The following is an 11,924-nucleotide window of genomic DNA, read 5'->3' on the forward strand; positions in this document are numbered from 1 at the left end:
GAGGTGGGGATATCCGGCGAGGCATGGACCTTCCCGGCAGCACGAGGCTCAAACCGGCACCTGGTCCCCGCCGGGAGCCCGTTTCCGGCATGATCTCCAACCATGCGCTTCACCACCGTGATGGCCGATCCGTCGCTGTTGGAGCTGCCGTGGGAGGTCCCGCTGGAGCAGTGGCCGGTCGACCACCTCGTCACGCTCCCCCGGGGTATCTCTCGGCACGTGGTGCGGTTCGTCCGCATCGACAACGACGTGTACGCGGTCAAGGAGATAGCCGAGCAGGTGGCCGGGCGCGAGTACGAGCTGCTGCGCACCCTGGAGCGGCTGGACGCGCCGGCCGTGGAGGCGGTGGGCGTCGTCTCCGACCGGACCACCCCCGACGGGGAGCCGCTGGAAGCGGCCCTGGTCACCAAGCACCTGCGGTTCTCGCTGCCCTACCGGGCGCTGTTCTCGCGCACGCTGCGGCCCGACACCCTCAACCGGCTGCTCGACGCGCTCGCGGTGCTGCTGGTACGGCTGCACCTGCACGGCTTCTTCTGGGGTGACTGCTCGCTGTCGAACACGCTGTTCCGGCGCGACGCGGGTGCGTTCGCCGCGTACCTGGTCGACGCCGAGACCGGCGTGCTGCGGCCGCGCCTGTCCCCCGGTCAGCGGGCGGAGGACCTGGAGCTGGCCCGGGTCAACATCTTCGGGGAGACGCTCGACCTGGAGGCCGGCGGATACCTCCATCCGTCGATCGACCCGTACCAGGTGTGCGACGAGGTCGTGACCCGGTACGAGCGGCTGTGGCACGAGCTGACCCATGAGCAGGTCGTGGAGCGCGGCTCCCGGCACGAGCTGGAGCACCGGATGCGGCGGCTCAACGAGCTCGGTTTCGACGTCGCCGAACTGGCGGTGTCCCTGGTGGACGGTGGCGAGCGGTACGTGGTACGCCCCAAGGTGGTCGACGCCGGCCACCACAGCCGCCGGCTGCTGCGCCTGACCGGCCTGGACGCGGAGGAGAACCAGGCGCGCCGGCTGTTGAACGACCTCGACGCCTTCCGGGTCGCCCACCAGCTCTCCGAGTCCGACGAGGAGATCGTGGCGCACCGCTGGCTGACCAGGGCGTTCGAGCCGGTCGTGGCGGCGATCCCGGCCGACCTGCGCGGCAAGCTCGAACCCGCCGAGCTGTACCACCAGCTGCTCGACCACCGGTGGTACCTGTCGGAGGCCGCCGGCCGCGATGTGGGTACGGCGGCGGCGCTGGAGTCGTACCTGCGTACGGTGCTCGCCCACCGGCCGGACGAGAGCGCCGTGCTCGACCCTCCGGACGAGGGCGCGGATCCGGTTCCTTGAGCCAGCTCACAGCTCGTTCTGGGTCAACTCTCATCCTCCCGGCCGATTGTTAGCAGTAGGCAACTGCTTGGCCGGCCAGCGCCCGCCGGGGTGACGCCGAGGAGGAACAGTGACGACCGTTGTGACGAACCCGAGCAGTACGGCCGCGTCCGGTGGCGTCGTCATCACCGACGAGCAGCTCCGGCGGATGAGCGTGGCGGAGCGTCGCGCGCTCGCGCGCCGGCTCGCCCGCCTGACCGGCGGGGGCCCCACGCCGTTCCAGCGCAGAATGTTCGTCCTCGCTGTCGGCGCGGCGTGCGCGGCCCTGGCCGGGTGGATGTTCGAGCTGGCGCAGACGCTGCCGGCGCGGTACCTCGTCGGTCACTGGGACGCGGCGTGGATCGGGTTCGACTCCATGCTGCTGGTCGGCCTCGCCGCCGTCGGGTGGACGGGCTGGCGGGGGCTCGAAGTGTTCTCGGCGCTCGCCCTCGCCACCGCGGTGCTCCTGGTCTGCGACGCCTGGTTCGACGTGATGACGACGACCGGAGGCGCCGACACCGTCGTCAGCATCCTGTCGGCCGTACTCGTCGAGCTGCCCCTCGCCGCGAGCCTGACCTACCTGGCGTACCGCCGGCGCACATGATCGCGGAGACTTTTCCGTGCCGGGGCACGGAAAAGTCTCCGCGATCATGAATACAGGCGGCTACCAATAATGGCGTCGTCCGCCGACCGGGTGGCCGATCGAGCCCATGATGAACAGCACAGCGCCGATCACGAGCACGATCACACCGATGGTCGTCAGGATGGAGACCTTCAGAAAGATCCCCAGTAGCAGAAGGATGAGACCTAAGATCAACATCGCGCGCTCCCGGATGTCGCATCGAGGGGTGTGACAGCGACCTCCTCGTACCCAAAGCCCACCGATGTCAATCATGGCGACGTCCGACGACGGCGAAGCCCCCGCAGCCGTGCGGCTGCGGGGGCTTCGCTGCTGTCCGGGGTGAGGTCCTGGGGACCGCCGGCCGGCGGTCCCCAGGACCCTTATCGGGGGGAGGGAATCAAGCTGGGTTGTTGCCGGGCTTGGCCGCCATCGGGGCCTGGTAGCTCTTCAGCATGTCCATCTTGGCCTTGTCGATCGTGTTCCAGTCCTCGGTCAGCACACCACCGGTGTCGCCCGAGTCCGGGTTCCAGCACCAGTAGGTGTAGCTGAGCCCGTTCTGCTTCAGGTAGTCGATCAGCGCGTGCTGCCAGACACCCTCGGTCTCCTTCTGGTCGACCGTCTTGCCGCCGAACTCGCCCATGATCACCGGGGCCTTGCCGCTCTTGGCGAGGTTGCCCCACATCTGGTCCCAGATCGCCGGCATGTTCTTCGGGAAGTCCTTGTCGGTGAACCAGTTCTGGTTGTACACGCCCGGGCCGTAGTCGTGCGCCGAGTAGACCAGCTTCGACGGGTCGGACAGCCGCACCGGGTACTCCATGGCACCCTGCAGGTTGCCGCCCCACCAGTAGCCCTTGTTCTTGTAGTTCTCGACACCCTCGACGATGATCAGCCAGTTCGGGTTGACCTTGAGGATCGCGTTGCCGGCGCGCTCGGCGGCCAGCCGCCAGTCCGTCTTCTCGTTGCCGTCGCCCCAGGTGGCCTCACCGCGCGGCTCGTTGTGCAGGTCGGCACCGATGACCAGCGGGTTGTTCTTGTACCGCGCGGCCAGGTTGGTCCAGTCCTTGAGCCAGGTCTCCTCGCTGACCTTGTCGCTGTACCACAGCGCGCTCTGGCCGTACTGGTCCGGACGGTGCTGGTCCAGGAAGACCATCATGCCGCGGCTGGTCGCACCGCTCACGATCTTGTCCATGATCTGCTGGCCGGTCAGGCCCTGCAGGTCCGGGTTCTGGTGGAAGTCGATGCCGTTCGGCTTGCTACCCGGCAGGAACAGCTCGTTGCTGTACGGCAGCCGGAGGGTGTTGAAGCCCTGCGCGGCGATCTGGTCGAGCATCTGCTGCCAGTTACGCGACCACAGGCCGTGCGGCGCGAACGTACCGGTCTCCATACCGAACCAGTTGATGCCGGTCAGCTGGACGACCTTGCCACGGGCGTCGACGAGCTTGCCGCCCTGGGCGTGCAGCGGGGCCACAATGCCATTGCCAACTGCCTGCGGGCGCGCGTCTCCGGTCCCGGTCCCGGTCACGGTTTTACCCGCGGTGAACGTGGGAATGGAGAAAGCAGCCGCGATGGCCAGAAGCGTCGCGAGCACGCTGGTGTACAGCACCGGCTTGCGGACGCGCAGTCGGGAGGTCAATCTTTCGATCGTCTTGGGGAGCCAGGAAGGTCCCATACGTGGCTCTGTCCTAACGGTCGGGCGACACCACGTACCGCGGATCCGCCGGTGGTCGGCGCACCCCGCGAGCCATGGTCGTCGGTTCGGGTCGGTTGAGGATGCGACCGGCCGACCGCGACACGCGGACGACACGACACCTCCGACCACCTCGACCGGTCAGCGATGACCTGCCGAGGTCGTCGCGCGACGCCCCTGGGGGTAGGGGTGTCCCGCTCAACCTCTCGGGCAGGTCCAAACGCTACGTACGTGGCTCGGGCAGCCAAACGTACCGATGACCGGACTTTTACCGAGTGATTCGCTCGACCGCGGCTACGCCAACCGGCCTACGCCAACGGCGACCGCGGCGTCTCGTCCAACGGGACTACTGCAACGGGACTACTGCAACGGGACGACGACGCGCCGACCATCCGGTCGACGCGTCGTCACAGTCACGTGGCGGTCAGTGCTGGCACTCCGGCAGGCCCCACTCGGCGGCCTTGACGACAGCCTCCAATTTGGAGTGCGCGCTCAGTTTGCTCAACAGATGGCGGACATGGCTACGTACTGTCGTATAGCTCACGCCCAGCTGCCGGGCGATGTCACGGTTGTCCATGCCCTCGGCCATCAGCCCCAGGATCTGCCGCTCCCGCGGGGTCAGGCTCTCCAGCAGGCGGGACCGCTCGGCCTGCCGCTGCGCCTGCTCCCGGCGCCGGGCCAGCAGGCCGGCCAACTGCCGGGCCGGCACGAGGATCTCCCCTTCGGCCGCCCGGCGCACCGCCGCCGCCACGTCCGCCCCGCCCGCGCTCTTGACCAGGTAGCCGGACGCGCCCGCCTCCAGGGCCGCGAGCATCGACTCGTCACTGTCGTCGGCGCTCAGGAACACCACGGCTATCTCGGGCCAGCGCTCGCGCAGCGCCAGCGTCGCGTCGACCCCGGTGCCGTCGGGTAGCCAGTAGTCGACCACCGCGACGTCGACCGGGCCGCTGTCGGGCAGCCGCCGTACCTCGGCGACACTGCCCGTCACCCCGACGACCTCCAGGCCGGGGTACTCCCCCAGCAGCACCGCGAGGCCCTCGGCGACCACCTGGTGGTCCTCGACGATCAGTACCCGGTACGGGCGCGCCCCGGTCATCAGGCGACCGCGCCGTCGCTGGGCCGGCTCCCCCGCAGCGCCGGCGGTCGGGCCATGGTCTCCAGGTCGGCGCCGCGCGGTATCCAGACCGAGACCGTGGTGCCGGCGCCGGGAGCGCTGTCCAGCCGGAACGAGCCGCCGGCGAACGTCGCCCGCTCCCGCATCAGCACCAGCCCGAGGTGCCCCGGCGCGGGCGCGCGGGGCCGGCGGTCGCCGGCCGGCAGCCCCACCCCGTCGTCGCTCACCCGCGCGGCGTACCCGCCGTTGCGGTGGTCCAACATCACCTCGACCCGCTGGGCGTGGGCGTGCCTGCCGACGTTGGCGAGGGCCTCCTGGATGATCCGGTACAGCAGCACGCGGGCCGGCAGCGGCGGCTCGGCGGTCAGCCGGTTGTCCAGCCGCACCTCGATGCCGGTGTCGTCGTGCAGCCGGGACAGGGCGTCGCGCACCGCGGCGGGCAGCCCGACCCGTTCCAGCGCGGGTGGCCGGAAGTCGAAGATCAGCCGGCGCAGCCGGTCGGCGGCCAGCGCCAGGGACTCCTCCAGCCGGGACAGCACCTCGAGCGCGCCGGGGTCGCCCTGGAGCCGGCGGCGCAGCTGCTGCAGCCGCAGCATCGACGCGGTGATCACCTGGAGGCTGTCGTCGTGCACCCCGGCGGCGATCCGTGCACGCTCCCGCTCCTGCGTCCGGATCAGGTCGGCGAGCAGCCGCTCCTGCTCCTGCTCGGCGTCGGCGAGCCGGCGCAGGCGCGCCTCGAGCGCGACCCGTGAACGGCCCGGTTCGCCGTGGACGTCGATCGCCACGATCACGGGCCGGCCGCCGTTCGGGCGGTCGTCCGGAGCGCCGGCCGTCTCGGGCGTGGTCATCCGCAGGTCGACCGGCACCTGGCGGCCGTCGGGCAGCCGCAGCGCGGAGGTGGCGAGCACGGGGCCCGACGGCGAACCGGCCGGGGCCGCGGCACCGCCCGCCCCGTCAGCCGCGGCACCGCCGGCCCGGTCAGCCGCCGGGCCGGTACGCAAGCCGCGGGTCGGGTCGCCGACCAGCAGCCGGTCGAGTCGCTGGCCGACCAGATCGGCGGCGTCCCGGCGCAGCAGGCGCTCCGCCTCCGCGCTGACCAGCGTGACCACGCCGGCCCCGTCGGTGACCAGGAGTGCCTGCGGTGCTGCCCGGAACGCCGCCTCGTACCCGACCGGCTCGGTCATCGGCGCCTCCCGGGCGCGCTAGTTCTGCAGATCCGGGGGCAGCTTGTACGGCGGCTGGGGTGGCACGTCGACCGGGCCGGCCGAGTTGTCGACCTTGAACGTGACCGTCGCGGTACCGCCGGAACGCTGCCCCACCAGCGTAAACAGCACCGCGTCCCCGGCGTCGCCCGGGATCGTGTACTGGCCCGCCGCTCGGGCGCGGCCGGTGGCGTCCACCCGGAACGCCGCCACGAGCTGGCTCTTGGCGCCCTTGCCCTTGGCCGCGTACACCCACACCGCCTCGTTCGCGCCGAACCCCTGCGCGTAGAAGCTGATGCTCGTCCCCGGCGAGCCGCCGTAGGTGCTGGTCCGCACCATCGGCATGTACGGCAGCACGGAGAAGCTGGACGTGGTCGTCGCGCCGCTGAGCTCACCGGTGAACACCAGCCGCTGCGCTCCCTTCAGCTGGTAGGGCACGATGAACCCGCCGCTGTGGAAGGCGCCCGCGCCGTCGGTCTGGAGCGCCAGGATCGGCGCGCCACCGGCCGAGTTGAGCCGCACCAGCACCCGCTCGCCCGGCATGAAGCCCTTGCCGCTGAAGCCGACCGGGTTCATGGCCCGCATCGCGTACGGCTTGAGCGCGATCGACGGGTAGAGCTTGAGCACCTGGAACGGCAGGCTCGCGGCCGCACCGCTCTTCTGGCCGACGATGACCACGCTGGTCGTGCCGACCGCCGACACACCCACCTTGATCGGCACCTTGCTCACCGCGCCGTGCGCGTCGGTGTGCAGGACCGCGTTGGGCGTGCCGCTGATGCGGCCCCAGTACACGTTGAGGTCCTCGCCGGGCGAGAAGCCGGACACCGTCAGCGTCACGACGTCACCGGGCTTGCCCACCATCGCCGACATCTTGGCCACACCGGCGGCGCCGGCGGCGAGCTGGGCCTGCGACTTGGCGACCTTCTTGCCGCCGCGCTGCTGGGCGGTGATGTCGCGGGTGGAGGTGTCGGCGTTCAGCCCCTGGGACGGGAACTTGATCGTCGTGTAGAACGACCCGTACCGGTCCCCGATCGCCGTACCCAACGGCGTGGTCTTGGCCTTCTTGCCACTGCCGGCCGTCATGACCAGGTCGATCTTCGCGCCGGGGTCGAAGCCCGAGCCGACGATGGTGACCGGCATGTCGGGGCGCACGATGCCGGGGTCGACGGTGACGATCGGCGCGCCGCTGCCGAGTACCTTCACGCCGTTGACCTCGGCGTTGGCCGGGGGCGTGGTCTGGGCCTGGGTGGTGGTGGTCTCGCCCGGGGTCGGCTGCTTGCCGCCCACCGGGGACCGGATGCCCAGCGACGGCAGCACCGACCGGCCCACGTTGACCACGAGGAACAGGGCCACCACGAGGATCAGCAGCCGCTTCCAGTTCTGCCGGGCCCGGACACGCGCCTCCTGCGCCGACTGTCCCGACCGGGTACGCACTGCGTTTGCCATCTGTACCTCCTCTGCGCTGCGAGAGGTCGACGCTCACTCGGAACTGTTGTTGATCTTGATTACCGACAGGTGCACGTCGCCTCGGTCGATGCGCCAGACCTCTTCGCCGTGCTGGTCGATGGCCTCGAGGATCCAGCCCTCGTTGTTGCGCTCGAGCGCGTCGCGCATCTTGTTGGACATCACGACGTAGTCGACGTTGTGCCAGTCCCGATGGAAGAACTTGTCCCGGATATCCGGGTCGGACGCCGCCTTGAAGTGCGACTGGGCGTACGGGAAGTTCGGGTGACCCTCGCGCAGCGCCACCCAGATGTCGTCGTCGATGATCAGCCGGCTGTTCGGCGGCACGTGCTCGCGGATCCACTTCACCTGCAGGTTCTGCATGTTGGTCTGCGGCAGCCGGTACTGGTCGGCCAGCAGCAGCTTCGTGCCGGTGAAGTCCCACGCGACCAGGTAGCCGTGCGGGTACGACAGGGGCATCGCGCACAGGCAGGCGGTCAGCAGCGCCACCGCCGCCGGCTTGGCGTACCGGGTGATCCGGCCGTAGAGCAGGCCGATGTTGAGCGTCAGCAGCGGCACCAGCGGCGCCACGTAGAAGTCCAGCAGCACGCTGCGGGTCAGGTAGAAGCCGTAGCCGATCGCCAGCAGCGCGGTGCCCAGCATCGGCACCTCACGCCGCCGCTCGTTCAACGACAGCGCCAGCGTCCCCACCGTCGCCGCGGTGCCGGCGAGCAGGAGGTACTTGTCCTTGAACAGCCAGCTCTGGTGCAGCAGCGTGTTGAACATCGTGCCCTGCCCGCCGGACGCGGTGCGGTGCAGCTGCCACCAGATGGTGTACAGCAGGGACACGTGGTCGGCCGGCGGCGACGCCAGGTTGAAGTCCAGGCCGGCCGGCAGCAGCTCATTCTTGATCTCCGCGTACAGCATGTACAGCGCGACCGGCGAGCCCACCGCGAACCACCAGAAGCTCGCGGAGAACCGCCGGTTGCCCTGCTCGACGATGCTGCGGTGCAGCAGGTATCCGAAGCCGGGCAGCAGGAACAACGCGTTCTCCTTGGTGACCAGCGCCAGCCCGAACGCCAGCCCGGCGCCCATCGCGGTCACCACCCGACCGTCCTTGCGCGCCAGGATGTACAGCCCCAGCAGCACCCAGAAGACCATCAGGTTGTCCAGCAGCACCATGCGCTGGAAGTACACGGCCAGCGGGGAGACGTTGAAGAAGAACGTCGCCAGGAAGGCCGCGGGCACACTGCGCGAGTACCTGCGCACGATCTCGAACATCAGGAACACGCAGGCCACGTGCACCAGCACCATCAGCACCCGGCCGATGTTGACCGGGAAGCCGAGGCTGTTGAACTGCCCTGGGATCAGCGCCACCCAGCCGGCGATGACCATCCAACCGAACGGCGCGTGGTCGTAGAAGTACGTGTAGGGCGCGAGCTTGCCCTCCCGCAGCACCGACCACGCCTGCTCCATGTAGATGCCTTCATCGGACAGGTACAGCGGGTACTTGAAGATGTTCCAGCCGTGGCTCACCAGACCGATCAGCATGGACACCGCCAGCAGGATCTTGCCGGTGCGGTCCAGCGGGTCGCCGACGGGGCGGTGCACGGCCACCGGCGCCGAGCCGCGGCCCTGCTCCTGGTCCAGCAGCGCGGTCGGGTTCTCACGCGGCACGGCTCGTCACCTCCTCTTCCTGCGCGGAACGGTGGGCACCGACATGAGCGGTCTTCTCCCAGTCGCCGACGCCGCTGAGCTGGCGCTTCAGCGCCCGCATCGCCGCGTACGCCAGCACCATCTGGTAGGGCATCCACCCGACGGCCAGGGTCACGACGGTGCGGGGGGTCGCCCGCAGCTCGTGCGCCTCGGTGAACTCGTACAGCCCGATCACCGCGGTGACGAAGTGGGCGGCCAGCAGCAGCACCGGCAGCCACGACAGCAGCGCGATCGACGCCGGTACCCGCAGCACGAACGCGGTGAGCACGGCGACCGGCAGGTAGATGCCGAGCAGCGCCTGGGCGTACGGGAACATCAGCGTGTACCAGGCGAGCAGGCGCTGCTTGCGGGTCGGCAGCTCCTTCCAGGTGCCCTTCTTCAGGGTCTGCATGAAACCCTGGCTCCAGCGGGTGCGCTGCTTGATGAAGTGCCGCAGCGTGGGCGGGGTCTCTTCCTTGGTGACGTACCGGTGGTCGTAGAGCACCCGCACCCGCTCGCCCATCACGCACACCCGCAGCCCGATCTCGGCGTCCTCGGTCAGGCACGTCTCGTCCCACCCGCCGATGCGTTCCAGCAGTTCCCGGGAGAAGAAGACGGTGTTGCCACCGAGCGGGATCGCACCGGCCCTGGCCTGGTAGTACAGGCGGCTGCGGAACCAGAAGAAGTACTCGAGCACGTTGAACGTCGAGTACCAGTTGGACTCGTAGTTCATCAGCTGCACGCCGGCCTGCACCACGTGGACCCGCTCGGTGACCATGACCGTGTTGACGATGCTGAAGATCTCGGGGTGGATCTCGTCCTCGGCGTCGAAAATGGTGATCACGTCGCCGTCGGAGCGGGCCAGCGCCGCGTTGAGACCGTGCGGCTTGTTGATCGGCTGGTCGTCGAAGACCACGAGCTCCACGTTGGTACGACCGGCCGAGCGCAGCCGGCTGATGGTGGCGGCGGCGCGTTCGATGGTGCCGAGGTCGTCAGCTGAGCACACCACGATGATCTGCACCAGACGGGCCGGGTAGTCAGTGTGAGCGACGCGGGCGATGGTCTGCTGGATAACTTCCTCCTCGTGCCGCGCCGGCACGATGGCGGTGAAGGACAGCTGCGGGGCGGCGCGCTCGTCGGGCACCCGCGCCTTCGCCTCCGCCTCCGGCTGATCCCAGGTGTAGATCATCAAGTAGAGGGTGTGCCCGGCCTGAACGGTCAGCACCACCGACACGAGGGCTATGGCGGCCAGCACGATCTGCTCCATCGGTGCGTTCACTCCAAATCCACATCGAGCTGACCGCGAAGTTGACGGTGAAGGCGACACCGACGCCGAAGAGGTTCGCGAGCAGGTAGAACAGACCGAATCCGGCGAGGATCTGCACGACGCTCACGTTGACCAGCAGCGCGGCCACCGCGACGAGGCTGAAGCTGGCGAACCGGCGCAGCGTCGGACGCCCACGCCGGAAGGTCCACGCCTCGTGGAGCAGGTAGTTGTGCACGATCGCCGCGCCGACCGCCGCCACGGAGGCCGGCAACAGGGCCAGGCGCAGCAGGCCGTGCAGGGCGAACAGGAAGACGCTGTTGACGAGGAGACCAGTGGCGCCGACGATCGAGAACCGGGTCAGCTTGGGCAGCACCCGGAACGCTCTCGACCACCGGTACCGCCGCCCCCGACGGAGTGGAGTCGGCGCGTCGATCGGCGGCGTGGCCACCCGCCGGCCCGGCGGATGCCACGGGTGATCACTGACCGGCATGGCAGGCCCTTCACGAGACATCGTCGTGGGCACCGACGGCTCGTGCCGCGAGCGGGTTGCTGCTCACCCCGGGCGCGGCGCCGCCGCGTGCTGATCGGGTAGGGATTGGAGTGTTCCGTTCCACCCTGCCGATCCCGCTCGCCGTGCCGCTTCCCGCTGGGGAGCCGGTACCGTCCCCTCCTTCGGCCTCCCCCACCCGGCCGACGTGCGCTGGCCCCCGGGCGTGAGAGCGGCCGCCCGTACCGGCGTCGGTCGTGGTCAGGTCGGTTTCCTGCCGGTCCTGCCGGGTAGATCCGACGGGCACGTCGCCGGCGTTCCCGCGCCGCTGGCGACGTCCGCGCCCAACCCCCACGTCCGGCCACACCGCAGCCGTCCGGTACTGGATGAGAGGTGGGTCCGTTGAACATCCGCATCCTGCTCGCTGACGACCACGCGATGGTGCGGCAGGGGCTGCGTACGTTCCTCGAGCTCAGCACGGACCTCCAGACCGTCGGCGAGGCCGCCGACGGCCGGCAGGCCATCGATCTCGCCCACCGGCTGAACCCGGACCTGGTGCTGATGGACCTGTTGATGCCGGGGCTCGACGGGGTGAGCGCGACGGCCACTATCCGCCAGGAGCTGCCCAACGTGGAGGTGTTGGCCCTGACCGGATACCTCGAGGACCACCTCATCACCGACGCGCTGCACGCCGGCGCGGTCGGTTACCTGCTCAAGGACACCGACGTGGAGAACCTCCAGCGCGCCGTACGCGCGGCCGCCGCCGGCCAGGTACAACTGTCGCCGGCGGTGGCCGCGCGGCTGGTCCGCGACGTCCACGTGCCGGGCGGCCCGCCGCAGCTGACCCACCGCGAGGAGCAGGTGCTGACGCTGCTGGCGCGCGGCCGGGCCAACGGCCAGATCGCGCGTGAACTGCACATCGCGCCGCAGACGGTGAAGACCCACGTCAGCAACATCCTCGCCAAGCTGCACGCGCAGAGCCGCACCCAGGCGGCGCTGTACGCGATGCGGCTGGGGCTCGTACCCGTCAACGAAACGGCGTCGAGTTGACCGGAGG

General features: G+C 69.8%; 11 protein-coding genes. 3 read left to right on the forward strand and 8 right to left on the reverse strand.

Annotated features, from left to right (window positions below; translation table 11 throughout):
* Positions 1-102: 102 nt before the first annotated feature.
* Together HC031_RS12320 and HC031_RS12325 are read left to right on the forward strand one after the other, a co-directional pair.
* Entirely contained in the window at positions 103-1,332 is a 1,230-nt protein-coding gene (locus HC031_RS12320; protein ID WP_167925368.1) for a DUF4032 domain-containing protein, read from the forward strand.
* Positions 1,333-1,441: 109 nt separating this feature from the next.
* On the forward strand, positions 1,442-1,954 hold the full coding sequence (locus HC031_RS12325; RefSeq protein ID WP_167925369.1) for a hypothetical protein: 513 nt from the start codon (positions 1,442-1,444) through the stop codon (positions 1,952-1,954).
* Between the two features lie 60 nt (positions 1,955-2,014).
* Here the strand turns inward: HC031_RS12325 and HC031_RS12330 are convergent, their stop codons facing one another.
* From HC031_RS12330 to HC031_RS33045, 8 genes are all read right to left on the reverse strand, one after another.
* Positions 2,015-2,170: a DUF6131 family protein gene (locus HC031_RS12330; protein ID WP_167925370.1), complete on the reverse strand. Its 156-nt coding sequence runs from the start codon at positions 2,168-2,170 to the stop codon at positions 2,015-2,017.
* Positions 2,171-2,369: 199 nt separating this feature from the next.
* A complete protein-coding gene (locus HC031_RS12335) occupies positions 2,370-3,605 on the reverse strand; it encodes a glycoside hydrolase family 5 protein (RefSeq protein ID WP_205862621.1) in 1,236 nt (411 codons plus the stop codon).
* 478 nt (positions 3,606-4,083) lie between these two features.
* Positions 4,084-4,755, reverse strand: coding sequence for a response regulator (locus HC031_RS12340; RefSeq protein ID WP_167925372.1), 672 nt, complete (start codon positions 4,753-4,755; stop codon positions 4,084-4,086).
* Positions 4,755-5,957, reverse strand: a complete 1,203-nt coding sequence (locus HC031_RS12345; RefSeq protein ID WP_167925373.1) for a sensor histidine kinase — start codon at positions 5,955-5,957, stop codon at positions 4,755-4,757. Before HC031_RS12345 ends, HC031_RS12340 begins: the two co-directional genes overlap by 1 nt.
* Positions 5,958-5,975: 18 nt before the next feature.
* Positions 5,976-7,421 carry a hypothetical protein gene (locus tag HC031_RS12350; RefSeq protein WP_167925374.1) on the reverse strand — a complete coding sequence of 482 codons (1,446 nt, stop codon included), beginning with the start codon at positions 7,419-7,421 and terminating at the stop codon, positions 5,976-5,978.
* Positions 7,422-7,454: 33 nt separating this feature from the next.
* On the reverse strand, positions 7,455-9,095 hold the full coding sequence (locus HC031_RS12355) for a glycosyltransferase family 39 protein (RefSeq protein ID WP_205862622.1): 1,641 nt from the start codon (positions 9,093-9,095) through the stop codon (positions 7,455-7,457).
* The gene (locus HC031_RS12360) at positions 9,085-10,257 is read right to left on the reverse strand and encodes a glycosyltransferase (protein WP_338090625.1); all 1,173 of its coding nucleotides are present in this window, start codon (positions 10,255-10,257) and stop codon (positions 9,085-9,087) included. Before HC031_RS12360 ends, HC031_RS12355 begins: the two co-directional genes overlap by 11 nt.
* Positions 10,151-10,753 carry a GtrA family protein gene (locus HC031_RS33045; protein ID WP_338090621.1) on the reverse strand — a complete coding sequence of 201 codons (603 nt, stop codon included), beginning with the start codon at positions 10,751-10,753 and terminating at the stop codon, positions 10,151-10,153. Before HC031_RS33045 ends, HC031_RS12360 begins: the two co-directional genes overlap by 107 nt.
* A gap of 516 nt (positions 10,754-11,269) precedes the next feature.
* Here HC031_RS33045 and HC031_RS12365 point away from each other — a divergent pair.
* Positions 11,270-11,917: a response regulator gene (locus tag HC031_RS12365; protein WP_167925376.1), complete on the forward strand. Its 648-nt coding sequence runs from the start codon at positions 11,270-11,272 to the stop codon at positions 11,915-11,917.
* Positions 11,918-11,924 lie beyond the last annotated feature (7 nt).

Source organism: Planosporangium thailandense (genome assembly GCF_011947195.1).
GTDB lineage: Bacteria > Actinomycetota > Actinomycetes > Mycobacteriales > Micromonosporaceae > Planosporangium > Planosporangium thailandense.

Bases quoted from the DNA above. Each gene is read 5' to 3' on its own strand.
- HC031_RS12340 (WP_167925372.1), bottom strand. From the start codon at position 4,755: ATGACCGGGGCGCGCCCGTACCGGGTACTGATCGTCGAGGACCACCAG.
- HC031_RS12330 (WP_167925370.1), bottom strand. From the start codon at position 2,170: ATGTTGATCTTAGGTCTCATCCTTCTGCTACTGGGGATCTTTCTGAAG.
- HC031_RS12350 (WP_167925374.1), bottom strand. From the start codon at position 7,421: ATGGCAAACGCAGTGCGTACCCGGTCGGGACAGTCGGCGCAGGAGGCG.
- HC031_RS12320 (WP_167925368.1), top strand. From the start codon at position 103: ATGCGCTTCACCACCGTGATGGCCGATCCGTCGCTGTTGGAGCTGCCG.
- HC031_RS12345 (WP_167925373.1), bottom strand. From the start codon at position 5,957: ATGACCGAGCCGGTCGGGTACGAGGCGGCGTTCCGGGCAGCACCGCAG.